We start from the raw sequence: 26900 nt of genomic DNA on the forward strand, positions 1-26900 counted from the left end.
CTGTGACCCGGAACCCGGAAAATCCTTACGGTCTGCTTACGCCCAGCGGTGGCAGCATGTGCTGACGGGCTCACGCCCGGCAGAGACATCGCTGCAACAGGGGGTGCCAGTGTTGGCAATAGCCGAGGTCGATCGGGCCTTGGGTCCTGGAATCGCTTGCGCTGCTGAGGGACCGGCATGACCATGACCCACTGCCTGCGACCGGACTGCGGCGGAACCATCCAGGACGGCTTCTGCGACGAGTGCGGAATGGCGCCCGCCGCACCGGCGCGTCAGAGCCGCCGCTCCTCCTCCCGTTCCACCCGCACCGCGCGGTCCAGCCGGGGCCGGCTGGGCGCGGGCCTGGTATCGATTCCGCAAGTGCCGTACCGGGATCCGTCCACGGCGGTGCTGGCCGACCCGCAGGTGCCCGAGCGCGAACGCTTCTGCAGCAACTGCAATCAGCGGGTGGGCCGCGGCCGCGAGGGTGTGCCGGGCCGTACCGAGGGCTTCTGCCGCCAGTGCGGCACCGCCTACTCCTTCACCCCGAAGCTGGCCGCGGGCGATCTGGTGGCCGGACAGTACGAAGTGCTGGGCTGCCTGGCGCACGGTGGCCTCGGCTGGATCTACCTGGCACGCGACCACAATGTCAGCGACCGCTGGGTCGTGCTCAAGGGCCTGCTCGACTCCGGCGATGCCGACGCGATGGCCGCGGCGGTGGCCGAGCGGCAGTTCCTGGCATCGGTGGAGCATCCGAACATCGTCAAGATCTTCAACTTCGTACGGCATCCGGACCCGCGCACGCATGAGCCGGTCGGCTACATCGTCATGGAGTACATCGGTGGCGCATCGCTGAAAGAGCTGCGCTCCCAGCATGATCCTTCCGGCAGACCGGCGCCGCTGCCGCTGGCGCGGGGGCTGGCCTACATTCTCGAGATCCTGCCCGCCATCGGCTATCTGCACGGCATGGATCTGCTCTACTGCGATTTCAAGCCCGACAATATGATTCAGACCGAGGAGCAGCTCAAGCTCATCGATCTGGGCGCGGTCCGGCACGTGGAAGACGAGGACAGCGCCGGCTTCAAGACCGACGGCTACTGCGCGCCCGAGCTGGAAACCGAAGGCGCGTCGGTGGAGTCGGATCTGTTCACGGTGGCGCGGACACTCGCGGTGCTCACCTTCAACTTCGACTACCAGCACGCCTACAAGTACACCCTGCCGCCCGCGACGGACGTGCCGCTGCTGGCGCAGTTCCCGTCGTTCCGGCGGCTGCTGGAACGCGCCACCGCCGCCGACCCGAACGAGCGCTTCGGGTCCGCCTCGGAGATGGCCGAACAGGTGACCGGCGTCTTGCGCGAGGTGGTGGCCGCCGAGGACGGGCAGCCGCGCCCGGCGCTGTCCACCGTGTTCAGTGGTGAGCGTGCGGCTTTCGGGGCCGACCCGCGGCAGTGGCCCGCCACCCCGGACCCGCTCGCCATCGCCGCGGCGCTGCCGGTGCCCATGGTCGACCCGTCCGATCCGGCGGCGGCCTTCCTGGCCACCACCTCGATCGGCGACCCCGGGCAGTTGGTGGCCGCCCTGGAGGCCGCGCCGGTGTCCTCGCCCGAGGTGACGCTGGCGCTGATTCGCGCCCGCATCGAGAGCGGCGACTTCGACACGGCCGCAGGCGAACTCACCGTATTCGAGGAGTCCCAGGACGCCGACTGGCGGATCACCTGGTATCGCGGGCTCACTGCGCTGGCGCGCCGAGACTTCACCGCCGCGCGCCAGTACTTCGACACCGTCTACGGCATGCTGCCCGGCGAGGCGGCGGCCAAACTGGCGCTCGCGGCCGCTCAGGAGTGCGGCGGCGGGTTCGCCGCCGCGTCCCGGCTGTACCTGCGGGTGTGGCGGACCGACAACGGATATCCCAGTGCCGCCTTCGGTTCGGCGCGCACCCTGCTGCAGGAGCGCGATGTCGACGGCGCCATCGCTGTCGCGGAATCCGTGCCCGCCGGCTCCAGCCATCACACCGCCGCCCAGCTCGCCGCCTTCGGCGCGCAGCTCGCGGGCGGGTCGGGCCGGCACGGCTATCTCGTCGCGGCCGGTGAACGCCTCACCGGTCTGCCGCTGGATCCGGAATACAAGGCATGGAAGAGCATTGCGGTCCTCGATGCCGCGCGCGCCCTGGCGGCCGCGCATCCGGTCGAGCCGGGCGCGACCGTGCTCGGCTGCCGCTTCGCCGATCGCGAGCTGCGGACCGCGCTGGAGTCCCAGTTCCGGATCCTGGCGCGACTGGCCCCCGACAAACTGACCCGGCGGGATCTGGTCAACCGGGCCAATGCCATTCGCCCCGTCAGCTGGGTGTGAACGATGACGACACTCGAGGAGACGACCGACGTGTGCCCGGCGTGTGGCGCACGATGCGCCGACGGCGACCGATTCTGCGAGGACTGCGGCGCATGCCTGACCGGTGAGGTCGCGGCGGCCCCCGCCGTTCCCGACCGGCGGCAACTCGATCTCGGCGGCCTCGCCGCGGTCAGCGATCGCGGGAAACGGCACGCGCACAACGAGGATGCGATGGCGCTGCGCACCGTGGCAGACTTTCGGATCCTGGTGGTGTGCGACGGGGTATCCAGCTCCGAGCACGCCGCCGACGCCGCCCAGCGCGCCGCCGCAACCGCCGCCGATCGGCTCGCGGCCGAGTTGAGTGTGGGTCTCGGCGCGGAGGCGGCGACCATCCTGGCCATCGGCGCGGCAGCCGAAGCCGTTGCGGCCCTGGGTGATCGAGGCGAGCTGACACCGTCCTGCACGATCGTGACGGCGGCGGTCACCGCGACCGCGGTCACCGTCGGGTCCATCGGCGACAGCCGTGCCTACTGGCTCACCGCCGACGCGGCCGCCACGCCACCGCGTCGGCTGAGCATCGACGATTCGGTGGCCGCCGGGCTGGTGGACCTGGGTGTGGACGAGGCGACCGCCATGTCCATGCCCGACGCGCACACCCTCACCGCCTGGCTCGGGGCCGACGCGGACGGCGTCGAACCCCACCTGCGCACCTTCGTCCCGGACGGGACGGGCGCGGTGCTGCTGTGCAGCGACGGACTGTGGAACTACCACCCCGACGCCGCCGCGCTCACCGCGCTCGCCCTGCCGTCCGCCCTGACCGACCCGTGCGCCACCGCCCATCACCTGGCCGATCTGGCGCTCGCCGCCGGCGGCGGCGACAACATCACCGTCGCCGTCGCGCCGTTTCCCGCACTCTCGAGGAATAGCCGATCATGAACGATGCCCTGGGTTTCCGCATCGACACCTACCAGAACGAGTACCTGCCCGCGGGCGCGACGCGGGTCGACGCGGTCGTCACCGTGACCGCGAGCGGGGGCGGCGCGATACCCGCGAGCGGCGGGGCGGCCGAGGTGATCATCGTCGACTGCTCGGGCAGCATGGACCACGCCTACGGGAAACTCGCCGCCGCCAAGAACGCCACGGCGGCCGCCATCTCGGCGGTGCGCGATGGCGTGGACTTCGCAGTCGTCGCGGGCACCGAGGTGGCGCGCATGGTGTATCCGGTGACGCCGTCGCTGATCACCGCTACGTCCGGCAACAAGGTCAATGCCATTGCCGCCGTGCAGAACCTGCGGGCCGGCGGGGGCACCGCGATCGGCAACTGGCTGCGGCTGGCGCGGCACCTGCTCGGGGACCGGGAAGGGTTGCGCCACGCCATCCTGCTCACCGACGGCCGCGACGAACACGAGACGCCGCAGCAGCTCGACGCCGAGATCCAGGCCAGCACCGGGGTGTACGTGTGCGACTGCCGCGGCGTCGGCACCGACTGGGAGATCGCCGAACTGCGCAAGATCTCGAGCGCACTGCTCGGCACCGTCGACATCGTCGCCGACCCCCGCGACCTGGTGGACGACTTCCAGGCCATGACCACCGCGGCCATGGGCAAGTCCGTCGCCGATGTGACGCTGCGGCTGTGGACGCCGCGCGGGGCCACCGTGAAATTCGTCAAGCAGGTCGCGCCGGATCTGCTCGATCTGACCGGGCGGCGCACCGAAACCGGTACGCAGACCGGCGAATACCCGACCGGATCGTGGGGCGGCGCGGAGAGCCGCGACTACCACATCTGCGTCGAGGTCGCGCCCGGCGGACTCGGGGACGTCATGCTCGCGGGGCGGATCGGACTGGTGCGCGGCAGCGGGGATCGGGCCGAGGTGCTCGGGCAGGGGCTGATCAAGGCGGTGTGGACCGACGATGTCGCGCAGTCCAGCAAGATCAGCCCGGAGGTGGCCCACTACACCGGGCAGGCCGAGCTGGCCGGGGTCATCCAGGAGGGCCTCGCCGCGCGCCGCGACGGCGATCTCGACACCGCCACCAGGAAACTCGGGCGCGCGGTGCAGATCGCGGCGGCCTCCGGCAACGCGGACACCGCCAAACTCCTGGAGGGCGTGGTCGACGTGCTCGACGCGCGGACCGGGACCGTGCGGCTGAAGTCGGCGGTCCGCAAGGCCGACGAGATGACGCTCGACACGCGGTCGACCAAGACTTCGCGCGTGCACAAACGATAGAGGGGGACGAACATGCTGACCTGTCCGGCCGGACACGATTCGGCGGCCGGCGACTACTGTGACGTGTGCGGTCTACTGATGGAAAACGAAAGATCTTCTCCCGCAGTGGAAGCCGCAGGGGTGCCATGCCCGGCGTGTGGGGAGCCGCAGACGGGGCGGTTCTGCGAGGGGTGCAGTTACGACTTCGCGGCGGGCCGGCCCGTGCGAACGGTCGCCACACCGGCGGCCGCGGTGGACGCATCCACACCGGCCGGGTCCGCGTCCGCGCCGACGATGGTCGCGCCGCTGGCCGCCGTATTTGGAACCTCTTGGACAGCAACCGTTTTCGCCGACCGCGAGTACTTCGACACCATGCGCGGCGAGGACGACGACGTCGAATTCCCGGCCTACTGCCCCGAACGCGTCTTCGCGCTGCGGGGCGCGCAGATGCGGGTGGGCCGCCACAGCGCCGCCAAGGGCATCGATCCCGAGATCGATCTCACCGGTCCCCCGCAGGATCCGGGCGTCTCACACCTGCACGTGCTGTTCGTCGCCCAGCCCGGGAACGGCTGGGCCATCATCGATCTCGGCTCCACCAACGGCACCCGCGTCAACGCGGCCGCCGACCCCATCCCGCGCGGGCAGGCGGTGCCGGTGCGGCCCGGCGACCGAATCCACCTGGGCGCGTGGACCACGCTCACCCTGAAGCAGGACACCCCGTCATGACGACGATGCTCACCCGCCCCCGGACTCCGCGCGCCGAGACCGCGCCTGCCACAGGCGCGCTCACGCGAGTGCGCGGGCTGTTGCCCGGGAGGTCGGATACTCCGGGCTGGATTCGGCTGCTGGCCGTGGCCGCGGTGCTGCTCACGGCGGTGACCGCGCTCGTGATGGCCGCCGACGCGCGGTCGACCCGGCACCGCATCGATGTCATCGGCCACCACACCGCGCCGACCGTGACCGCCACCGAGGACCTGTACTTCGCGCTGGCCGATATGGACGCCCAACTGGCGGATGTGCTTCTCGCCGGGAACGATTCGACGCTGGCCACGGTGCGCGAGAACGCGCTCGCCGGCTACGAGCAGCGGCGGGTGCAGGCCGACGCCGACCTGCAACAGGCCATGACCATCGCCACCACTGACGATGCGGCCCGGCAGATCCGGGAGCTGCTCGACGAGTTCGGCAGTACGAGGCGCTCGCCGCCGGCACCTTCCAGCTCGGCGATCTCGATCGTGGCGCCGCGGGCCGGCCTTCGGCCCGCACCCTGGATGCCTACCGGACGGCGACGGGGATGGTGCCGGATCTGCTGTCCCGCGCCCAGAAACTGGCAGACACCAACAGCGGTGTGCTGAGCCAGGCGTACCAGGACAGCGAGCACACCACGGTCGCGGAACGGGTGCGCATCGCCGTGCTGGGCCTGCTGCTGCTCGGGGTGCTGGCCGGACTACAGGTCGTGCTGCGGGTGACGCTGCATCGCCGGGTCAACCCGGCACTCGCCGCGACCACCGTGCTGATGCTCGGGGTGCTGACCGGCGGCTTTGTCGCGAATGCCTCGGCGGCACATCAGCTCACCGTCGCCAAACAGGACGCGTTCGAATCGCTGCTGGCGCTGCGGCAGGCACGGGCGCTGAGCTACGACGCCAATGCCGACGAGAGCCGATACCTGCTCGATCTCGCGCACGCCGCGACCTATCAGCAGAGCTACTTCGAGAAATCGCAGCGGCTGGCCGGGGTGCAGGCGCGCGGCGTCGACGACTACGCGGGCGCGATCGACCAGGCGATCGCCGCGCACACCGGCTATCCGGCACAGGCCGTCAGCGCCGACTCCTTTCTCGGAGAGGAACTGCGCAACATCACCTTCGGTGGCGAACGGCAGGCCGCCGAGCAGAGCCTGCTCACCTACCAGGCCTACCAGCACGACGACCACGTCCTGCGCGGACTGGCGGGCACGGACCTGCGGGCGGCCATCGCCCTGGACACCGGCGCATCCAACGACCACTTCGGCGCCTACGACAAGGCGCTGGTATCGGCCATCGACATCAACCAGCACGCCTTCGACACCGCGATCGCCCAGGGCGAGAACGACCTGTCCGGCTGGGGCACCTGGCTCCCCTACGGCGCGGCCATGCTCGTGGCGGTCCTGGTCCTGCTCGGCGTCCGCCCGCGCCTGGCCGAATACCGCTGACCCGAGGTGACCGGGCACGAGGCCTCGACCAAGATGGGTCTCGTGCCCGAATTCACCGCCATCACCCCCGATGCCCTGCGCGCACTCCTCGCCGACCGGGCCATGGCACTGCCCGGATACACGGTGATCGCGGTGGACGGCGCGGACGCGGCCGACCCGCGCACCCTCGCGAACGGAGTCGCCGAACTCCTCCGCACCCGCGGCCGGCCCGCCGAAGTGGTGTCGCTGCACGATTTCGTCCGGCCCGCCTCCGTGCGCCTGGAATACGATCGCGACAGCGAGTTCACCTACCGCACAGCCTGGTTCGATTTCGCGGCGCTGAATCGCGAAGTCCTCGAACCACTCCGGGACACGGGCCGTTACCTGCCGGCGCTCTGGGATGAACAGGCCGACCGCTCGGCCCGCGCCCGCATCCGCGCCGCCGCCGAGAGAACAGTGCTGTTCGTCGCCGGGCCGATGCTCCTCGGTCGCGGCCTGGACTTCGATCTGACTGTCGGCCTGCGCATGTCGGAGGGGGCGCTGCGACGCCGCACGGACGCCGACGCGATGTTCACGGTGGACGGGCTGCTCGAATTCCACCGCGAACACGCCGCCGACCCCGATATCCAGGTCGCCTGGGACCACCCCGATCGCCCGGCCATCCGGGTCGGCTGAGCCACGCCGACGGGGCTCAGCGCGACGCCGCCTGCTCCGCCAGCGCGCTGAAGGCCGCTTTGGGTGCCCAGCTCAGCGAACCGCTCTCGGGCTGAAGGACTTTCACCAATCCCGGGCTGGCCAGGTCCAGGTCGAGTCCGGCGTCGTCGCGGTGGGGTAGGTCGTAGCGGGCGAAGCAGTAGTAGAAGGCGGCGTCCACGCCCTCGGCGTCGAGGATGCCGAGCAGGTCGGTGAGGTGGGCGGCCTGGGCGGGCTCGTCACGCTGGTAGCTGCCGTCCAGGCGGAGCGGTCTCGCCGTATCCGGGTCCCACTCGATGATGTCGAATCCGTGCCGGCCCGCATCGGGCGCGCCGCGGAAGGACGGGCAGCCGAATTCGGTGATGGCCACCGGCTTTCCGAGTCTCTCGCCCAGCGCGACATAGGCGCGCATGGTGTCCCGATAGCCCGGGGCGAGCTCCGCGCCACGGTATCCGGCGTCGGTGGCGAGGATGTCGAACTTATCCCAGTCGACCTGTTCGAAAGGCAGGCTGCAATAGGTCAGCCTGCCGCGGAAGCGATCCCGGGCGATCGCCGCGGCGCGGGACAGGAGAGCGTTGACGCGCGCGGGGATTCCGGCGAGAGCGGCCTGGCCTTCCGGGGTCCCGAGGGCGGCCGCGCGCTCGGTCAGGGTGTCACCGGGGAGATATCCGAGCACGAACATGGCGAGCTCCGACCCGACTGCCAGCACGATCTCCGCACCGCCGGCACGCAGCCGTTCCGCGTGTCCGGCACAGTCGGCGACGACCGCGAGGACCTCGTCCTCGGTGACATCGTTCAGGAAGGGGCACAGCCACACCTCCAATCCGGCCGCCGCGGCCTCGGTCGCCGCCCGCTTCAACCGTTCCGGATACCCCCCGGTGATCCGGACCGCGTCGCAGTGCAGGTCTTCGCGAATGACCCGCATGTCCTCCCGCACCCGCGCGAGTTCGAACGGCTCGTGGGTGCTGCTGCCCAGGTTCACGAAGCCGGTGTCGTAACAAACGCCGATCGCTCGCATCGGCTACCTCCTCCAATTACGGTACGTTTAGTACCCTAGTTGCGACCGTAGTCGGGCCTACCCCAGCCCCGCAAGGTACGCTCAGTACCGTTATGAGCGAATCGACAGAGCGCGCGACCCGCCGTCGCGGCCCGGCCCTGGAACAGGCGATCCTCCGCGCGGCCGTGGACGAACTGCTCGAATCCGGCTATCCCGGCATGACCATGGACGCCGTCGCCACCCGAGCCGGCACCAACAAGAACGCCATCTACCGCCGCTGGCCGCACCGTGCCGCCCTCGGCGTCGCCGCCTACCGCCAGCTGAGCTCGGCCGCCCTCGATCTACCCGACACCGGCGCCCTCCGCACCGACGTCCTGGAGTTGTTGCGCCGCGCCAACTCCCACCTGGCCTCGCCCCTCGGCGAAATCCTCCGCACCCTGCTCTCCCAGCTCGCGAACGAGCCCGAACTCCTCGCTCAACTGCGAGAGCAGTCCGGAGACACCGGAACCCGGCCCTGGCTCACCATCCTGGAGCGTGCCGCCGATCGCGGCGAAGCCCCGCGCGCAGCCTGCGTGCCCCGGGTCGCCACCACGCCCATCGACCTGCTGCGCAACGAGTTCGTGACCCGTGGCGTGCCGGCGGTACCCGACGACGTCCTGGTGGACATCGTCGACACCGTGTACCTGCCACTGATCCGCGGCTTTTCCGTGCCGTCGGACTGACCGCGCACGGACCCGGCCCGGGCGGCGGAAATCGTTGCACCGCATCTCTTCCGGCGCCCGGACATCGTCCCCGTTCGCCCGCGCGGCCCTCACCATCGGTGACGGCGGAAATCGAACTGTCCGTCGGGTATTCGTCCGGTCAGGATCCACCCTCCGTGCCCCTGCTGATCACGAGCCCGCACCATGCACCGCAGGGCCGAACGACCCGGTGACGGACATGACATGGGCCAGAACGGGAGTGAGCCGCCCATAGGTGAAATGGTCGATTACCAATATGCGGGCTCCTTGCCGGAATGACTGCTCATGACGTTTCACCGGCGACCGATCCGAACCGTAGCGAGGAAACACCAGGTAGTAATTCACCGAAGCCCAGCCCCGAAAAAATAGCTGGAGTTTGCTGAACGGTATGCACGCAGGTGGCCACCGGTATGGACGGGTCCGCAGCGCCACTCACACCGCGTATGCGCGCCTTGACGGCCAGCACCCACCGTGCAAACCCGATAGGGCCGCAAGTCCCTCGCGCACAATGAAAAACCGCCGGGCGGTCACAGGGACCACCCGGCGGTGTGAATCAGACTGTGGCGAAGCCGATTACCGGTCACGCCCCGGCGGGATCACCAGCCGCGCTCGGCGAGCCGGTGGGGCTGGGCGATGTCCTCGACATTGATGCCGACCATGGCCTCGCCCAGGCCGCGCGAAACCTTCGCCAGCACATCGGGATCGTCGTGGAAGGTGGTGGCCTTCACGATGGCGGCGGCGCGCTGGGCCGGGTTGCCGGACTTGAAGATGCCGGAGCCGACGAACACGCCCTCGGCGCCGAGCTGCATCATCATGGCGGCGTCGGCCGGGGTGGCGATGCCACCGGCGGTGAAGAGCACGACCGGAAGCTTGCCGGTCTCGGCGACCTCGGCGACCAGCTCGTAGGGGGCCTGCAGCTCCTTGGCGGCGACGTACAGCTCGTCCTTGGGCAGCGAGGTCAAGCGGCGGATCTCGTCGCGGATCTTGCGCATGTGGGTGGTGGCGTTGGAGACGTCACCGGTGCCGGCCTCACCCTTGGAGCGAATCATGGCCGCGCCCTCGGTGATCCGGCGCAGCGCCTCACCCAGGTTGGTGGCGCCACACACGAAAGGCACGGTGAAGGCGAACTTGTCGATGTGGTTGGCGTAGTCGGCCGGGGTCAGCACCTCGGACTCGTCGATGTAGTCCACACCCAGCGACTGCAGGATCTGCGCCTCGACGAAGTGGCCGATACGGGCCTTCGCCATGACGGGGATGGAGACGGCGTTGATGATGCCGTCGATCATGTCCGGATCCGACATGCGGGACACGCCACCCTGGGCGCGAATGTCGGCGGGAACCCGCTCGAGCGCCATGACCGCGACGGCGCCCGCATCCTCGGCGATCTTGGCCTGGTCCGGCGTGACGACATCCATGATCACACCGCCCTTCAGCATCTCGGCCATGCCGCGCTTGACGCGGGCGGTACCGATGGTCGGGGTGGTGTCGGGCGTGGTCACGGCAAACTCCTGGGTCATGGGGGCCAATCGGGTCGCTCGGAATCGAACACCCCGATTCTAGGCGGCGCTTTCAGGCCACTTGATAGCCAGTCCGACACGACTGGACTGCCCGCCTCCAGCAGGATGACGGGCGTCACAGCCGCCAGGGTTACCGCGTCGCTACTACAGCGGTCCGATGACGAAAATCGTCGCCCAGTACTCGGCCGCGGCCGGGCCCATCAACGGTTCCAGGAAGTCGTAGAGCAGGTAAGACACGAAGAACATTCCACCTTCCACACACGGTCTGCCGATTCCGCTGCGCGGCAAACCTTCCCAGGGACCCTAGCGGACAATGCGCCAGGGATCACGGGAAAGTTCTTCAGGCTATCGATCAGCCCAGGGTGTAGACGTACCGGCTCGTGGGCACCAGATCCAGATTCAGGTGGGCGCCGAAGCGCACGACGCTCTCCATCATGGCGGTGACCCGCCGCTGCAGTTCCGCATCGTCGCCACCGCTGCCGTAGAAGGCATGTGCGCTGGTCATGGCCGCCATCGGGAACAATTCCTCGACGAGGGCGTCGACCCGATCGCCCTCGGTGATCGCCTCGGTCACCGTGTTCTGGACGTAGCCGAATGTGTCCTGCGTCTCGATAGCCACTGGCGTGTGCAGGACGTGCCACCGATGCAGCCACTCCGCACGCGTCAGGTCCTCCGGAATCCGCAGAATCGCGATGTTCGCCAGCGCGTCGGTCCGCACGCCGTCCTCGACCACCGGCGGTTCGATGGGCCGCCGCTCGTCCACGACCCAGCCGTTCACGTCGTCCGCGACCGTCCGCAGCACGCCGGTGACCGCCGCGTGGTCGGCCTCGGTCCATACGCTCACGATCGCGTCGATGGGCGTGTCATAGGTGGTGTGCTTGACCTGCGCGTCCTCGACATCGGCGTCCCGCACATTCACCTGATACGCGGTCACCCCCACCCCGGCCAGCTCTTTGCGCAGCTCCTCGCCCCGCAGCCGCTCCCCCAGCCCCGCGCCCCACAACGCATACATCAACTTCATGCCGTAAGTCCTTGCCACAGATCACCATTGATCGCCCCACCGTAGCCCCGTGCGACGCCCGCACTGCGCGCTTTCACCCGCCGATCCCACCCACCGGACGGCGGTCGTCAGCGGATGGAGCGGACTTCGGGGTCGATGTCGGAGTCGGCGGCGCTGATCGCCTCGGCGAGGAGCTGGTCGAGGTGATAGGGGTAGACGGTTTCGCCGGAATGGTCGATCTGCGCGATGTCGGTGGGGGTGCACCACTTGCTGCCGGTGATCGAACGGCGCTCGATGTAGTCGAGATTGGTGGGCGCCGGGTCGAAAGACTTGGCGCGCAGGACGAAGAACAGTTCCTCGGAGCGGATGAGCTCGCCGTTGAAGGGGAACACCGCCACCCGGCGCCAGAGCGGGCCGCGCAGCGCCGAGGAGTCGGCGGCGTGGCCGGTCTCCTCGTAGAGTTCGCGGATCGCGGCCTCGCGCAGGGTTTCCCCGGGGTTGACGCCACCACCGATGGTGAACCAGAACGGAACGTCGGGGACCTTGGGATCCACGCCCTGCAGCAGCAGAACCCGATCGTTCTCGTCGACCAGCACCACGCGCGCCGAGGTGCGGACGGTGTCGACGTCGAGGCCGGTCGAGGCGGCCGGGGTGACCCGTTCGGCGATCTCGAAGTAGGTCGGCAGCGGCGCGGTACCGCCGAGGTGCAGCCAGCGGACCAGGCGGCGGGTGCGCAGCGCGAGGGTGTCGCGGACGGCGTCGTTGTGGAAGCGGCGGGCGATGAGCACCCGGGCCTCGGCGTCGGCGAGCTCGGCCACCAGCTGAGGCGGCAGCAGCGCGATGTCGACCGCGGACAGGGCGGCAGCGAGCTGGTTCTCGACGGTTTCACGATCGCGCCAGTTGGAGCGTTCGGCGCGGTCGGCCAGCGCGGTCAGTCGGCGGGCCTGCTCGACCAGCGCCGGGTCGTAGAGCCCGGCCAGCGTGGTGGCCACCGCGCGTCCGACCACCGCGCGCCGGGCCAGGGCCGCGTCCAGCGCGTGGCGGGCCTGGTCGGTGCGCACGTGCAGGCGGTCGAGGCGGTTGGCGGTGGTGTAGGCCCAGCCGGCGGCGGTGACGATGAGCGCCGCGACGAAGGCGAGGACCAGGATGGTCGTCGCGGAAAAAGTGATCATCCGGCGGTCCTGACACGCACGTCACCGACGGTCACGGTCTCGTACACCCGCAGGATCTGCTCGGCCACGACCGGCCAATCGTATTCGCCGACAACCTGATTGGCGGTGCGGATGAACTCCTCGCGCCGGTCGTCGTCGGTCAGCAGGCCGCTGATCGCCTCGCCCAGCCGCGCCGAGTCGCCGACCGGCACCAGCAGGCCCGCGGTGCCGTCGCGCAGCACCCGGCGGAAGGCGTCCAGATCGCTGGCCACCACGGCGGTCCCGGCGGCCATGGCCTCGACCAGCACGATGCCGAAGCTCTCACCGCCGAGATTGGGCGCGACATAGACATCGGCGCTGCGCATGGCCGACGCCTTCTCGGCATCCGACACCTGGCCGAGGAAGCGCAGGTGTCCGGCGTTCTCCCCCGCCTCGCGCCGCAGCCGGTCCTCATCGCCGCGGCCGACGATCAGCACCTCGAGGTCCGGATGCCGGCGCACCAGCGCGGGCAGCGCGCCGAGCAGCACCTCCATGCCCTTGCGCGGCTCGTCGAACCGGCCCAGGAACAGCACCGACTTCCCCGCGCGCGGATACCCGTCCAGCAGCGGCGCGTACGCGAACGCGGGCACGTCGACGCCATTGGGAATCTCGACCGCGTCCCCGCCGAGCGCCTCCACCTGCCAGCGCCGCGCCAGCTCGCTCACCGCGATCCGCCCGCTGATCTTCTCGTGGTACGGCCGCAGCACGCCCTGAAAAGTGCTCAGTACCAGCGATTTCGTGGTCGAGGTGTGGAAGGTGGCCACGATCGGCCCCTCCGCGATCTTCAATGCCAGCATGGACAGGCTGGGCGCGTTGGGTTCGTGGATGTGCAGGACGTCGAAATCGTTCTCGGCGATCCAGCGGCGGATCCGGGTATAGGCGGTGGGCCCGAACGACAGTCGCGCCACCGACCCGTTGTAGGGGATCGCGACGGCCTTGCCCGCCGACACCACGAAATCGGGCAGCGGGGTGTCGTCGGCGGCGGGGGCGAGCACGCTCACCTTGTGGCCGCGCTCGATGAGCACCTGGGCGAGCTCCACGACATGGGCTTGCACACCGCCCGGCACATCGAACGAATACGGGCAGACCATGCCGATTCTCATAGCGCCCCTGTTTCCGGAGACCTCTGCGCGTCGTACCCCAGCGCCTGTTGCGCGACGGCGATACGTTCCAGTCTGGCCTGTGACAGGTCGCTTTCCCACATCGGCTGGAGCATGTGCCAGTCGGCCGGGTGCGCGGCGATATTGGCGGCGAAGACATCTGCCAGGGCCTGGGTGGCCGGCGTGATGCCCCCGGACAGATCCAGGGCCTCGAACACCCGCATGCCCCAGCCCTCGCGGCCGTCCGCCTCGGTGGTGAACCAGCAGTGCACGGGCAGCAGCGCGGCCCCGGTGTCGGCGGCCAGCTTGGCGGCGCCGGCGGGCAGCCAGGTGCGTTCGCCGTACATGGTGACGGGGACGCCCTTGCCGGTGAGGTCGCGCTCGCCCATCAGGCAGACGACCTTGTTGTCCCGCAGCCGATCCGCGAGCTGCGGGAACGGCGGCTGCTCACCGCCGGTCAGCGGAAACACCTCGAAACCCAGACTCTCCCGGTATTCGACGAACCGCTCGAACAGCGACTCCGGCTTCAAACGCTCTGCGACCGTGGAGAACTGGCCGTAGTTCTGGACCAGCCAGACCCCGGCCATATCCCAGTTGCCCGAGTGCGGCAGCACCAGCAGCGCTCCCCTGCCGCGGGCCAGCGCGGCGTCGAGGTGCTCGACCCCGTCCACGTGCAACTGTCCGAGCACGGTGTGATCCATGGACGGCAGCCGGAACGCCTCGCGCCAATACCGGGCGTAGGACCGCATGCTCGCCGCGATCAGGCTGTCCGGCACCGCTTGCGGCGTCGTCCCCACCACGCGGGCGAGGTTGCGGCGCAGTTGGTTCGGGTGCCCGCGATGCGACTTCCGGTTCGACCGCTGGGCGGCGGCGTTCGCGCCCGCGTCGAAGCCCTTGCGCACCATGCGCTCCGGCAGGCCGCGGACAAGCCGCCACCCGGCCGCGAACGCCTTGTCGGTCATCGCGGACGTGAAATCGGTTGTCACCGCTACGGTTCCTCCGGGGTCTTCGCCGTGGGGGCGATGATGTCGCGGGCGCCGGGCGAGTTGCGCACCGCCAGCACCCGCTGGAAGACGGTGATGATGCTGAGCACGGCCAGCGCGTACATGGCCACGTACACCGCGTACGACAGCCAGGTGATGCCGAAATAACCGCCGATGCCGGTGAATCCGGCGCCGACCAGCACGATAACCAGCCGATCGGGCCGCTCGATCAGGCCGCCGTCAGCGGAGAGCCCGCTGGCCTCGGCACGCGCCTTGGCGTACGAGATGACCTGCGAGGTCACCAGCACCACCAGGGTCGCCACGAACAGGTGCTCGGAGTTCTCGTGGTACACCGACCACCAGGCCAGCGCCGCGAAGATGGCGCCGTCGGCCACGCGGTCACACGTGGCGTCCAGCACCGCACCGTATTTCGTGCCGCCGCCGCGGGCGCGGGCCATGGCCCCGTCCAGCATGTCGAACATGACGAACAGCCAGATCACCATGGTTCCCCAGAACAGGTGACCGGTCGGGAACAGCGTCACCGCCGCCACGATCGAGGCGGTGGTGCCGATGAGCGTCATCGCATCCGGCGTGAGGCCCGTGCTCACCAGCGCTTTGCCCAGCGGCGCAGTCGCTTTGGCGAACGTCTCGCGACCGAAGAAGCTCAGCACGCTACCCGGCGTCCTTCCATGCGTCGGCTTCCTTCCACGCCTGTGCCAGCAGCGCCCGGGTTTCCCGGAGCAACTGCGGCATCACCTTCACTCCGCCGACGACGGTAATGAAGTTCGCGTCCCCACTCCAGCGCGGCACGATATGTTGATGCAGGTGATCGGCGAGTGAACCACCGGCAACGCCACCGAGATTCAGGCCGACATTGAAGCCCTCGGGCCGCGACACCTGCTTCATCACCCGGATCGCCTGCTGGGTGAACGCCATCAGCTCGGCGCTCTCCTCGGCGGTCAGGTCCTCGAGGTTGGCGACGCGACGGTAGGGCACCACCATCATGTGGCCGGGGTTGTACGGGTACAGGTTCAGCACCGCGTACACCGATTCACCACGCGCGATGATCAGGCCGTCCTCGTCCGACATCTGCGGGATGTCGGTGAAGGGATGCCCGGTCTTCTTGGGCGCGTCGACCTTCCGGTCTTCGGCCTCGCCGGTGATGTAGGACATCCGGTACGGGGTCCACAGCCGCTGCAGCCGGTCGGGGTCCCCCGCACCGGTGTCCACGATCTGCTCGGACACGGGTGCCGTCCAATCGCTCATCGATCCGCCTTGCGGATCTCGAAGCCCGCGGCGGTCGGCGACCCGTTCTCGCGGCGCCCGATCCAGTCCACGATGGTGGCGATGGCGTCGGCGACGGGCACGCCGTTGACCTGCGTGCCGTCGCGGAAGCGGAAGCTGACCGCGTCGCTCTCCACGTCGCGGGCGCCGGCCAGCAGCATGAACGGGATCTTCTGCGCGGTCTGGTTGAAGATCTTCTTCTGCATGCGGTCGTCGCTGCGGTCGACCTCGGCGCGAATGTTGCTGTCGCGCAACTGCTCGATGACGCCGTCGAGGTGTTCGGCGAAGGCCTCGGCGACCGGGATGCCCACCACCTGCACCGGCGACAGCCAGGCCGGGAACGCGCCCGCGTAGTGCTCGGTGAGCACGCCGAAGAAGCGCTCGATGGAGCCGAAGAGCGCGCGGTGGATCATGACCGGGCGGTGCTTGGCGCCATCGGAGCCGGTGTACTCCAGCTCGAAACGCTCGGGCAGGTTGAAGTCCAGCTGGATGGTGGACATCTGCCAGGTGCGGCCCAGCGCGTCCTTGGCCTGCACCGAGATCTTCGGACCGTAGAACGCGGCCCCGCCCGGATCCGGCACCAGCTCCAGACCGGAGTCGGTGGCCACCTTGCGCAGGGTCTCGGTGGCCTCCTCCCACAGCTCGTCGGAGCCCACGAACTTCTTCGGGTCCTTGGTGGACAGCTCGAGGTAGAAGTCGTCGAGACCGTAGTCGCGCAGCAGGCTCAGCACGAACTGCAGCGTGGAGGTGAGCTCCGCGTGCATCTGCTCCTTGGTGCAGTAGATGTGCGCGTCGTCCTGCGTCATACCGCGCACGCGGGTCAGGCCGTGCACGACGCCGGACTTCTCGTAGCGGTAGACCGAGCCGAATTCGAACATGCGCAAGGGCAGTTCGCGGTAGGAGCGCCCGCGCGACCGGAAGATCAGGTTGTGCATCGGGCAGTTCATCGGCTTGACGTAGTAGTCCTGGCCGGGCTTGCGCACCGAGCCGTCCTCATTGAGTTCGGCGTCGAGGTGCATGGCCGGGAACATGCCGTCGCGGTACCAGTCCAGGTGGCCGGAGACCTCGAACAGATGACCCTTGGTGATGTGCGGGGTGTTGACGAACTCGTAGCCGGCGGCGATGTGGCGGCGGCGCGAGTAGTCCTCGAGCTCCTTGCGGATGATGCCGCCCTTGGGATGGAACACCGGCAGGCCCGAGCCCAGCTCGTCGGGGAAGGAGAACAGGTCCAGCTCCAGGCCCAGCTTGCGGTGGTCGCGCTTCTCGGCCTCCTCGAGCAGGTGCAGGTACTCGTCCTGGGCCTCGCTGGATTCCCAGGCGGTGCCGTAGATGCGCTGCAGGTCCTCGCGGGACTGGTCACCACGCCAGTAGGCGGCCGAGGAGCGGGTCAGCTTGAAGGCCGGAATGTACTTGGTGGTGGGGATGTGCGGGCCGCGGCACAGATCGCCCCAGAGCTTCTCGCCGGTGCGGGGGTCCAGGTTGTCGTAGATGGTCAGCTCTTTGCCGCCGACCTCCATGACCTCCGGATCGTCGATGCCCGACTTGTCGGAGATGAGCTCCAGCTTGAACGGCTCCTTCGCCAGTTCGACCCGGGCCTCGTCGATCTCGACCACCCGGCGCGAAAACCGCTGCGCGCCTTTGATGATCTTCTTCATCCGGGACTCCAGCTTGGCCAGATCCTCCGGGGTGAAGGGACGGTCTACCTGGAAGTCGTAGTAGAAGCCGTCCTTGATGAACGGGCCGATGCCCAGCTTGGCCTCGGGGAACTCCTGCTGCACCGCCTGGGCCAGCACGTGCGCGGCCGAGTGGCGGATCACATTGCGGCCGTCCGGGGAATCGGCGGTGACGACCTCGACCTCGGTGTCGAGCTCGGGCACCCAGGACAGGTCCTTGAGCGCGCCGTCGGCATCCTTCACCACGATGACCGCGCCCGGTCCCTTACTCGGCAGATCCGCCTCGCGCACCGCGGCCCCGGCGGTAGTCCCAGCCGCAACCCGGACGCGGGCGACTGGGGTCTGCTGGGGTGAGGTGGTCACGGCTGCGCACTCCTTGGCATCGTAGGCGGCGAGAACTCTCGCGCCAGGTCTGGTGCGAGGAGAGTTCTCCCCGCGATCGTGGCCGGTCACGAAACGCAAAGCCCCGGCGGCCACCACTCTATCGGCACGGTTCTCGCCGCGCGCCGATGGACCGACCCCGCCGCGTGGCCCCTGCCCCGGACACGGCCCCGCCGAGTCGTTCACACCACTGCGACCAGGCAAAACAACGGTCGAACCGGGACGCGGTACGTCCCGCTGCGGCGCAGGCCGTTTCGGGCGGCCGAGGCGCACCCCGAGACCGGCCGGGCCTGGTCAGCCGCGGGCGGCGACCTCGGCGAGCAGGGCTTCGCGCTCCGGGGCGGGGCGTTTGGGGCAGCTGGTGCACATGTCGCAGCCGGGAACCTCGAAGACCAGGCAGCAGGAGATGCGGCGAACGAAGGTCCGGCCGCCGATGTCCTGGAACCGCGGCACGGGCAGGCGCCCTGCCACGTCGCGGGCCAGGCGGGCGCCCGCATCGGCCGCGCCGATGTCCAGCGCCCGGTTGCCGATGGCGTCGGCGACGATCGCCCAGAGCGAGGGAACGCCCGCGCCGGAGACCTCCGCGACGACCGGGATTACCCGGGACAAGGTGTGCCGCAGGGCGTGGCCGATCGGAGTGGTGGCACAGCAGGCCGCCGTATGCGATTCCGGGTGAGCGCAATTCGCCACGGCCGCAGCGGAATCCGTCTCGGCGGCGGGGCTCGTCGCGAGCACCGCCGTGCCCAGCGCCACGGTGTAGGCGTGCGGTTGCGGCAGCACCCGCTCGACGCCGCCGTCCGGCCGGATCTCCAGGGCGATGTGCTCGAGCGCCGGGTCGAAGGCGGGCCGGTTCGCGGCCACGGCCGCGACGATCGGATCCACCAGCGACGAGGCCGCCATGCACCACCACAGCGTGCCCGACACCCGCGAGTTGGCAGTCCCCCACGAGATCCCCATATCGGCGATCCGCTCGGCAAGCCACGGTGGCCGCACGAGCTGGGTGCCCGGCGCCAGGGCCTGTGAAACGGGGGGCTGCGCAACCATTTCCATTCGACTCCGATCCGGCCGATCCACGGTGATTACTACCCACGATGTCACGTTTTCGCGCCCAGGTGGGCCGCTCCCCCGCGGCCCTGACGCACCCGTTCGACTCGCGATGCCGCGAGGCGGCCTCAGCGTATGCCGCGGGCGGTTCCCGGATGCGCCGACGCGCCCGAAAACCGCGATGGTGCGGGCATTCCCGAGACGGGAAGCCCGCACCATCACAGGGCAGGTGGGCGGCTCAGTGGGTGTGCGCCAACGCCGACAGCTCAGCCGCGTCGATTTCCCGGATGCCGGTCGAGGTGACCTCCAGGACTCGGGCGGGCCCGATGTCGAAGAACAGGCCGGAGACCTCGAGGCCGCGTTCCAGGATCGCCCGGCGGACCACGGGGTGGGCGCGCAGGGTGTCGAGCTGGACGGCAACGTTCACAATGGACAGCTGGTCCGGTATCCCGAATCCGGCACGGGCCGCGGCGGTGGCAACCGGGTCGTCGGAGTGGAAGCGGTCCATGCTGGCCCGGCCGTGGACCAGCCAGTTGCCCAGGCCGGGGCCGGTGGGCCCGCCCGCGACCAGTGCCTTCATCGCCCCGCAGGCGGAGTGGCCGCAGACCACCACGTTGTCCACACCCAACTCCTCGATGGCGAAGGCGAGCGCCGCCTCGAAGGAGGTGTCGCGGCCACCGGGGACCACGAGATTGCCGACATTGCGGACGGTGAACAGGTCACCGGGGCCGCTATTGGTGATCACATTGGGCACGATCCGCGAATCCGCGCAGGTCAGGAAGAGCGAGTGCGGGTTCTGCCCGTCGCGCAGCTCGTCCAGGTGCGGGCGCACCACGTGGGCGTTGCGCTGATGGAAGGCGGCTACGCCCTTGGTGATCGGGTTGCCGTCGTCCTCGCGCCAGGGGCGCAGCACATCGTCCAGCAGGCTGCGGGCGCGGCCGCGAACCGGCGGGCCGGTCAGGGCGTGTTCCATGCGGGCGGTCCCGAGCTCCACGAATTCGACTGTGCCGCCGGTGCTCTCGTGCTGCTTGGACCAGTCGTGGATGGCCTCGTAGGCGGCGTGATCGAGGAAGTCGACGCTCATCTCGACCAGCACGTCGACCCCTTCTGGCACCTTGCGCAGTTCCGAGGACAGCTTGGGCAGCGCCAGGAACGTGCAGGTGCCGTCGATGCTGACCAGCCAGCGATCGGTGCCGGTCACCTCGCCGGCGGTCACCGAGACGCGCACGACCCGCCACAGCAGCAGCGCGAAGGCCAGCGCGAGGCCGATGATGACGCCCTCGAGGAGGTTCAGGAACACCACGCCGAGCACGGTCACCACGTAGACGAGCAGGTCGCCGGTGCGCCTGGCCAGTCTGATGTGGGCGAGTTTGACCAGCTGGATGCCGACCACGATCAGCAGACCGGCCAGCGCGGATTTCGGGATCTGCTGCACCAGGCCGACCAGCGCGACCGAGAACACCAGGATCCAGACGCCGTGCAGGAAGGCCGAGGCACGCGAGCGAGCGCCGGCCTGCACATTGGTGGCACTGCGCACGATGACGCCGGTGACGGGCAGGCCGCCGAGGCCGCCGGAGATCACATTGGCCGCGCCCTGCCCGACCAGTTCACGATCGAAGTCGGTGCGCGGGCCGGTGTGCATCTTGTCGACGGCGACCGCCGACAGCAGGCTCTCCACGCTGGCGATCAGGGCGATGGTCAGTGCCGCGAGCACCACCGCGCCCCAGTTGCCCGACGGCAGCTGCGGAAGTCCGACGGCGTCGAACAGCGAGCCGCTCAAGACAATTCGTTCGGGGTCGCCGGGCAGCACCAGCGACAGCACGGTGCCGGTCACGACAGCGACCAGCGGGCCGGGCAGCACCTCGAGCCGTCCGGGCACGTACTTCCAGGCGAGCATGATGGCGATGACGACGACGCCGATCGCGAAGTCGTCGCCGTGCAGGTTCGCGAGTTCGCCGGGCAGCTGAATCAGGTTCTGCCAGGCCGAACTCCGCGAGGCCCCGCCCAGCAGCACGTGCAGCTGCTGCAGCGCGATGGTGACGCCGATTCCGGCGAGCATGGCGTGCACCACCACCGGCGCGATGGCCAGCGCGGCGCGGGCAATACGACTGAGCCCGAACAGAATCTGCATGATGCCTGCCAGGACAGTGATGAAACAGGCTGTCTTCCAGCCGAATTCGTTGATAGTGGTGGCCACGACCACCGTCAGGCCGGCAGCGGGACCGCTGACCTGCAGCGGCGAACCGCCCAGCAGGCCGACCACGAGGCCGCCGACCACGGCGGCGATGAGACCGGCGGCAATAGGTGCGCCGGAGGCTACGGCAATGCCGAGCGAGAGCGGCAATGCGACGAGAAAGACGACAAGGGATGCAGGAAGATCATGACGCAGCAGGCTGTCGAGCCGGCCGTCGGGTCTACCTGGCGGTGAATCGGTGTCGCGAGACATTTCGCTCCTCAGCGAGCATGTACAGGGGGCATCGAATAAAGGCTGCGGGCAGCTTTGACCGCAGACTCACCGGACGAGCAGAACCAGGCTAAAGGTAAAGACTTAGCAAAGTCTGAGAAATATGAGCCAAAATGTAAAAGGGGTGTGAACCTTTCAGGTTCACACCCCTTCTTCCCCGGGTCGTCACACGGGTTACGCCACCCGCCCGACGCCATCGATCTCGGTGATCCCGTCCACCGTGACCTCCATGACGCGCGCGGTCGCGATATCGAAGAACAGGCCCGAGAGCACCACGCCGCGCTCCTCCATGCCGCGGCGAACCACCGGATGCGCGTACAGCGTTTCCAGCTGCACCGCCACATTCACCATGCCGAGCTGATCGACCGGACCGAACCCGGCCGCCGCCGCGGCCGCCGCCACCGGATGCCCGCGCCGGAAACGCTCGAGGCTGGGCGCCGCGTGTGCCAGCCAATCGTCGAGCTGGGATCCGGTGACCAGTTCATTGTGCAGCGCGCCCATCGCACCGCACCCGGAATGCCCGCACACCACCACCGAGCGCACATCGAGTTTGTCGAGGGCGTAGATGAGCGCCGCCTCCATCGACGAATCCTGGGCATCGCGGGGAATCAGATTGCCCACATTGCGCACCGTGAACAGGTCGCCCGGACCACTGTTGGTGATGACATTCGGCACGATGCGGGAATCGGCGCACGTGACGAAAAGTGAGTCCGGTTCCTGACTGTCGCGCAGCACTCCGAGATGCGGTCGCATGACATGCGCGTGGCTGCGGTGATAGGCGGCCACCCCGGCGACGATCGGATCCACATCGGTGGCGGTGCGCCGCCAGGGTCCGAGCACCTCGTTCAGCAGGTGCCGGGAGTGTCCGCGCGCGGGCGGACCATCCGCGGCATCGGCCATGCGCACCGCACCGACCTCCACGAATTCGACTGTGCCGCCTTCATTTCGGTGCAGTTCCACCCATTCCTGCAGGGCGTCGTAGGCGGCGTGATCCATGAAGTCGACGGTCATCTCGACCACCACGTCGGCGGTGGCGGGCACCTTGTGCAGCTCGGCGGTGAGCTTGGGCAGCGCCAGGAAGGTGAAGCTGCCGTCGACGGTGACCCGCCAGCGCAGCGCGTCCACCTCCTCGGCCGTCACCGTCACCCGCACCACCCGCCACAGCAGCAGCGCGAAGGCCAGTGCGAGCCCGACGAGCATGCCCAGCAACAGATTCCAGAACACCACCACGAACACGGTGGCGGCGTACACCACCAGGTCGCCGGTGCGCTGGGCGCGCCGGATGTGGGCGAGCTTGATCAGCTGGATGCCGACCACGATGAGCAGCCCGGCCAGGGCCGCCTTGGGGATCGAGCGCACCACGTCGACGAGCGCCACCGAGAACAGCAGGATCCACAACCCGTGCAGCATGGTCGAGGCCTTGCTGCGCGCTCCCGCTTTGACATTGGTGATGCTGCGCACGATGACCGCCGCCACCGGCAGGCCGCCGATCAGGCCCGAGACCATATTGGCCGCGCCCTGACCGAGCAGCTCGCGGTCGAGATCCGTTCGGCGCGCGGAGTTCTGGCGCATCCGGTCCACCGCCACGGCCGATAGTAGGGTCTCCACGCTGGCGATGAGTGCGATGCTGACCGCCATCAGCGCGACCGCGGCCCAGCTGCCGTGCGGCACCTGCGGCAGGTGAACCGCCTGCAGCAGTGAGCCATTGAGCGTGATGCGCTCGACCCGCACCGGTAGCACGCGCGCCAGCAGGGTGGCGACCACCACGGCCACCAGCGGCGCGGGCACCCGGCGGACCGGTTCCGGCAGCCGTCGCCAGCCGACCAGGATGGTGATGACGACCAGTCCGATGCACAGGTCGCCGGGGTGGACCGAGGCCAGCTGGTGCGGCAGCGCGACGATGGCGTCCCAGGATGAGGTCAGCGTGTCGCCGCCCATGAGGACGTGCACCTGTTCGAGGGCGATGATGATGCCGATCCCGGCGAGCATGGCGTGCACCACGACCGGCGCGATGGCGAGCACCCCGCGCGCGATCCGGCTGAGCCCGAACAGGATCTGCAGGCCGCCGGCCAGGATGGTGATGAAACAGGTGGCGGCCCACCCGAATTGATTGATGGATTCGGCGACCACCACGGTCAGCGAGGCGGTGGGCCCGCTGACCTGGAGGGTCGAGCCGCCGAGAAGTCCGGCGACCACGCCGCCGATCACCGCGGCGATGAGTCCGGCGGCGACCGGCGCGCCGACGGCGACGGCGATGCCGATGGACAGCGGCAGGGATACGAGGAAGACGACGATCGAGGCGGGGAGATCGTGGCGCACCAGGGCGGCGAAGCCGGGAAGCGACGTCCGTGGAGGCTGATCGGTGTCGGTGGACATATTTCTCCTTCGCCGGCACGGCAGCGCCGCCCGGTTCATCGGTCAACATGTACTGGCATCGAGAGGCAGCGGCGGGCGAGGCTGGAGAAACCGCGACGCTTGGAAGATCGCGGGTAATCGTAAAGACAATGCAAAAGAAATGAAAAGCGTCTGCGACATTTGAGGCGAACCGCTACCAAACTGTGACACAGCTCACGACGCCACGCCAAACGCTGGCCGCGGACCGGGATGTCACCGGCTATGTACCCCCGAGGCCCGGCAGATCACCGCCGCGCACGAATGATTCCGGCCCGGACCGACATCTCGGAAGCGCGGCACCCGAGGACGAGGTCGAACAGCTCCCGTTCTCGTGGGATCAGGTCGAGGGCAACGGTTCCGACGCCCTCGCAGAGTTCACCCAGCGCTATCCGTTCAGCCGCGACCGTGCGCCCGTTCGTAGGCCGCCCGCTCCGCGGCGGCACGATCGCGGTCGCTCTGGTCGGCCAGGGCCGGATCGAGGCCGTGTTTGGCGAGCCGGGCACGCCGGAAGACGTACATGAGCGCGGCCGTGAAATAGATGAGCGGCAGGTACAGCAGCGCCATCATGGCCAGGCCCATCCAGAGCGGGCCGGGAATCAGCAGGAACAGACACAGCGGCGGAATGATCGGGATGAGGATGCGCAGCATGTAGCGGCGCGCCGCACCCGGACCGGTCAGGTCGTCGATCACCCACTGCGACATGCTCGGCGGCAGCGTCCCGCCGCTGATATAGCGGAGGCGCTGCACGAGATTCGGTGTGGTGGGTTCGCTCATCTCTGACTGCTTTCGGTGGTGCCGGATACGAGTTGGCGGGCAATGGCGTCGGACGTGTGCTCGAGCAGGGCGCCGGAGCCGTCATCACGGCGCGGCCCCGACCACCGCGACCGCGGTCACCAGGTCCAGCGCGACGGTGACCGCGAAGGTGATCGCCACACCGCCCTTGGGGTCCGAGAACCGTGGACGAGGCTCCGGCTAGGCCGGCTGTTCGAGCGCCTCGACCTGGCCGGTCACCACTCCGGTGAGGATGGCGCGGGCTACCGCGAGCAGTTCGGCGACCTCCGGCGAGGTCAGCTCGTAGGTGACCGAGAGACCCTCGCGGCGAGCGGTCACCAGACCGGCGCGCCGCAGAATCGACAGCTGCTGAGACAGATTCGCTGCCTCCACACCGATTTCGGTGAGCATCTCCGAGACCGCGTGCTCGCGCTGGCTGAGCAGTTCGAGGACCCGGATACGGACGGGGTGGCCGAGCGTTTTGAAGAAGTCCGCCTTCATCTGATAGAGCGGCCGTTGCATTCCTGGCACCTCCGAGCCACTCCTTCCATTGGCGGCGGATCATCCTGCGTAGGACCCGCCCGGCAATTGCAGAGTTTAGCAAGCAGGCCAATCAAGGCCCACGGGCCCCGGCGTGGCACGGGCCGCGGCGGCCGAGCGTGTCCGCAAGGACCCCGAGCTAGGCCGCTGCGATCAACTGCTTGCGAAACAATGAAAGCATGCAGGCGTGGTACTTTCGGTCGTCCTCCGGACCGCCTACCAGAAAGACCGACCTGTGCCCCTCGCCACTCTCAACGGCATCCGACTCAACTACGACGTCACCGGTACCGGGCCACTGGTCGTACTGGTCATGGGCACCGGCAGCCCCGGCCGGGTATGGCGCACGTATCAGGTTCCGGCACTGGTGAAGTCGGGTTTCCGGGTCGCCACCTTCGACAATCGTGGCATCGCGCCCTCGGACGAGAGCGCGCACGGCATGCGGGTCGAGGACCTGGTCGCCGACACCGCGGCCCTCATCGAGCACCTCGGCGCACCGGCCCATGTGGTGGGCACCTCCCTGGGTGCGCGGATCACCCAGGAGCTGGCGCTGGCGCGACCCGAACTGGTCCGCAAGGCGGTCATGCTGGCCACCACCGGACGGCCGCATCCGCTGCCGAACACCCTGAGCAAGGGTGAGCAGGCCCTGGCCGCGGAGGGGGTGCGGCTGCCCGCGGAGTACGCGGCGGCCATCAAGGCGATGCTGAACCTCTCCCCTCACACCCTCGAGGCCGACGACCAGGCCCAGCAGTGGCTCGACATCTTCGAATACTCGGCGAGCACAGCGGATCCCGCGCCGGGCGTGCTGGCCCAGATGCGCATAGACCGCTCCAGCAATCGCCTCGCCGACTACGCCCGTATCACCGTCCCGAGCCTGGTCGTCGGATTCGCCGACGACCGCATGCTGCCGCCGATCTTCGGCCGTGAGGTGGCCGAGGCGATTCCGGGCGCGCGCTTCGTGGTGATCGAGAAGTGCGGGCACTACGGCTATCTGGAACGCCCCGAGGAAGTCAACCGCACCATCATCGACTTCCTCACCGGCGTGAACGCCTGAGCCCCACCACATTCCAGCCCCGCCCCGCGAGAAGGAACCGACCGTGAGCGATGCCCTGCCACCGTGCCCCAGCTGTTCGAGCGAGTACACCTACGACGTCGGCGGGTTGCTGACCTGCCCGGAGTGCGCGCACGAATGGACCCTCGACGCCGAGCCGGACGCGGACGGGGACGGGGACGGGGTGATCCGGGACGCGGTCGGCAATGCGCTCGCCGACGGCGACACCGTCACGGTGATCAAGTCCCTCAAGGTGAAGGGCAGCCCGACCGGGATCAAGGCCGGCACCAAGGTGCGCAATATCCGCCTGGTCCAGGGCATCGGCGATCACGACATCGATTGCAAGGTCGACGGAATCGGGGCCATGCAGCTGAAATCCAGTGTGGTGAAGAAGGTCTGAGCCGGA

General features: G+C 69.0%; 24 protein-coding genes. 10 read left to right on the forward strand and 14 right to left on the reverse strand.

The genetic code is table 11. The annotated features are described in order from the left end of the window. Positions 1 to 177 precede the first annotated feature (177 nt). The 7 genes from ON33_RS12755 (at position 178) to ON33_RS12785 (ending at position 7350) form a co-directional block, all read left to right on the forward strand. On the forward strand, positions 178 to 2328 hold the full coding sequence (locus ON33_RS12755) for a serine/threonine-protein kinase (RefSeq protein WP_245550504.1): 2151 nt from the start codon (positions 178 to 180) through the stop codon (positions 2326 to 2328). 3 nt (positions 2329 to 2331) lie between these two features. Further along, positions 2332 to 3243 (forward strand): PP2C family protein-serine/threonine phosphatase, encoded by a 912-nt coding sequence (locus tag ON33_RS12760; RefSeq protein WP_040858747.1) that lies wholly within the window; start codon positions 2332 to 2334, stop codon positions 3241 to 3243. After that, on the forward strand, positions 3240 to 4532 hold the full coding sequence (locus tag ON33_RS12765) for a vWA domain-containing protein (RefSeq protein ID WP_040858748.1): 1293 nt from the start codon (positions 3240 to 3242) through the stop codon (positions 4530 to 4532). Before ON33_RS12760 ends, ON33_RS12765 begins: the two co-directional genes overlap by 4 nt. A 231-nt stretch (positions 4533 to 4763) precedes the next feature. Further along, the gene (locus ON33_RS39065; RefSeq protein WP_218001418.1) at positions 4764 to 5237 is read left to right on the forward strand and encodes an FHA domain-containing protein; all 474 of its coding nucleotides are present in this window, start codon (positions 4764 to 4766) and stop codon (positions 5235 to 5237) included. Next, entirely contained in the window at positions 5234 to 5863 is a 630-nt protein-coding gene (locus tag ON33_RS12775) for a GlnX family signal transduction membrane protein (RefSeq protein ID WP_157184504.1), read from the forward strand. Before ON33_RS39065 ends, ON33_RS12775 begins: the two co-directional genes overlap by 4 nt. After that, on the forward strand, positions 5803 to 6696 hold the full coding sequence (locus ON33_RS12780) for a hypothetical protein (RefSeq protein WP_040858751.1): 894 nt from the start codon (positions 5803 to 5805) through the stop codon (positions 6694 to 6696). Before ON33_RS12775 ends, ON33_RS12780 begins: the two co-directional genes overlap by 61 nt. Before the next feature lie 33 nt (positions 6697 to 6729). Beyond that, entirely contained in the window at positions 6730 to 7350 is a 621-nt protein-coding gene (locus ON33_RS12785) for a nucleoside/nucleotide kinase family protein (RefSeq protein WP_040859139.1), read from the forward strand. Between the two features lie 16 nt (positions 7351 to 7366). Here ON33_RS12785 and ON33_RS12790 read toward each other — a convergent pair whose 3' ends face one another. Further along, a complete protein-coding gene (locus ON33_RS12790) occupies positions 7367 to 8386 on the reverse strand; it encodes a glycoside hydrolase family 113 protein (RefSeq protein ID WP_040858752.1) in 1020 nt (339 codons plus the stop codon). A 92-nt stretch (positions 8387 to 8478) separates the two neighbouring features. Between ON33_RS12790 and ON33_RS12795 the strand changes: the two genes are divergently transcribed. Further along, positions 8479 to 9087, forward strand: coding sequence for a TetR/AcrR family transcriptional regulator (locus ON33_RS12795; RefSeq protein ID WP_040858753.1), 609 nt, complete (start codon positions 8479 to 8481; stop codon positions 9085 to 9087). A gap of 614 nt (positions 9088 to 9701) precedes the next feature. On the opposite strand, the gene pdxS is transcribed toward ON33_RS12795, so the two are convergent. The 13 genes from pdxS to ON33_RS12860 all read right to left on the reverse strand — a co-directional run bounded on the left by pdxS (position 9702) and on the right by ON33_RS12860 (position 25428). Next, the gene (gene pdxS, locus ON33_RS12800; protein ID WP_040858754.1) at positions 9702 to 10622 is read right to left on the reverse strand and encodes a pyridoxal 5'-phosphate synthase lyase subunit PdxS; all 921 of its coding nucleotides are present in this window, start codon (positions 10620 to 10622) and stop codon (positions 9702 to 9704) included. Between the two features lie 352 nt (positions 10623 to 10974). Then, on the reverse strand, positions 10975 to 11643 hold the full coding sequence (locus ON33_RS12805; RefSeq protein WP_040858755.1) for a hypothetical protein: 669 nt from the start codon (positions 11641 to 11643) through the stop codon (positions 10975 to 10977). 107 nt (positions 11644 to 11750) lie between these two features. Beyond that, positions 11751 to 12791 carry an NUDIX hydrolase gene (locus tag ON33_RS12810; RefSeq protein ID WP_040859141.1) on the reverse strand — a complete coding sequence of 347 codons (1041 nt, stop codon included), beginning with the start codon at positions 12789 to 12791 and terminating at the stop codon, positions 11751 to 11753. Then, entirely contained in the window at positions 12791 to 13915 is a 1125-nt protein-coding gene (locus ON33_RS12815) for a glycosyltransferase family 4 protein (RefSeq protein ID WP_040858756.1), read from the reverse strand. Before ON33_RS12815 ends, ON33_RS12810 begins: the two co-directional genes overlap by 1 nt. Next, a complete protein-coding gene (locus ON33_RS12820; protein WP_040859142.1) occupies positions 13912 to 14874 on the reverse strand; it encodes a phosphatidylinositol mannoside acyltransferase in 963 nt (320 codons plus the stop codon). Before ON33_RS12820 ends, ON33_RS12815 begins: the two co-directional genes overlap by 4 nt. A gap of 26 nt (positions 14875 to 14900) precedes the next feature. Beyond that, entirely contained in the window at positions 14901 to 15566 is a 666-nt protein-coding gene (pgsA, locus tag ON33_RS12825; RefSeq protein WP_040858757.1) for a phosphatidylinositol phosphate synthase, read from the reverse strand. Between the two features lies 1 nt (position 15567). Further along, positions 15568 to 16161 carry an ATP adenylyltransferase gene (locus ON33_RS12830; protein ID WP_040858758.1) on the reverse strand — a complete coding sequence of 198 codons (594 nt, stop codon included), beginning with the start codon at positions 16159 to 16161 and terminating at the stop codon, positions 15568 to 15570. After that, entirely contained in the window at positions 16158 to 18215 is a 2058-nt protein-coding gene (thrS, locus tag ON33_RS12835; RefSeq protein WP_040858759.1) for a threonine--tRNA ligase, read from the reverse strand. Before thrS ends, ON33_RS12830 begins: the two co-directional genes overlap by 4 nt. Positions 18216 to 18527: 312 nt before the next feature. Beyond that, positions 18528 to 19277: a (2Fe-2S)-binding protein gene (locus ON33_RS12840; RefSeq protein ID WP_245550506.1), complete on the reverse strand. Its 750-nt coding sequence runs from the start codon at positions 19275 to 19277 to the stop codon at positions 18528 to 18530. Positions 19278 to 19515: 238 nt separating this feature from the next. Then, complete coding sequence (locus tag ON33_RS12845) at positions 19516 to 21723, reverse strand: SulP family inorganic anion transporter (RefSeq protein WP_051152011.1); 2208 nt, start codon at positions 21721 to 21723, stop codon at positions 19516 to 19518. 192 nt (positions 21724 to 21915) lie between these two features. Beyond that, on the reverse strand, positions 21916 to 24117 hold the full coding sequence (locus tag ON33_RS12850) for a SulP family inorganic anion transporter (RefSeq protein WP_040858761.1): 2202 nt from the start codon (positions 24115 to 24117) through the stop codon (positions 21916 to 21918). A 411-nt stretch (positions 24118 to 24528) separates the two neighbouring features. Beyond that, positions 24529 to 24909 (reverse strand): DUF5313 family protein, encoded by a 381-nt coding sequence (locus tag ON33_RS12855; protein ID WP_040858762.1) that lies wholly within the window; start codon positions 24907 to 24909, stop codon positions 24529 to 24531. A 198-nt stretch (positions 24910 to 25107) separates the two neighbouring features. Beyond that, a complete protein-coding gene (locus ON33_RS12860) occupies positions 25108 to 25428 on the reverse strand; it encodes an ArsR/SmtB family transcription factor (protein ID WP_040858763.1) in 321 nt (106 codons plus the stop codon). A 253-nt stretch (positions 25429 to 25681) separates the two neighbouring features. On the opposite strand from ON33_RS12860, the gene ON33_RS12865 reads away from it, so the two are divergent. Both ON33_RS12865 and ON33_RS12870 read left to right on the forward strand, forming a co-directional pair. Continuing rightward, the gene (locus ON33_RS12865; protein ID WP_040858764.1) at positions 25682 to 26497 is read left to right on the forward strand and encodes an alpha/beta fold hydrolase; all 816 of its coding nucleotides are present in this window, start codon (positions 25682 to 25684) and stop codon (positions 26495 to 26497) included. Positions 26498 to 26540: 43 nt separating this feature from the next. After that, a complete protein-coding gene (locus ON33_RS12870; protein ID WP_040858765.1) occupies positions 26541 to 26894 on the forward strand; it encodes a zinc ribbon domain-containing protein YjdM in 354 nt (117 codons plus the stop codon). The last annotated feature ends 6 nt before the right edge of the window (positions 26895 to 26900 follow it).

This window comes from Nocardia niigatensis NBRC 100131, from assembly GCF_000308655.1.
GTDB lineage: Bacteria > Actinomycetota > Actinomycetes > Mycobacteriales > Mycobacteriaceae > Nocardia > Nocardia niigatensis.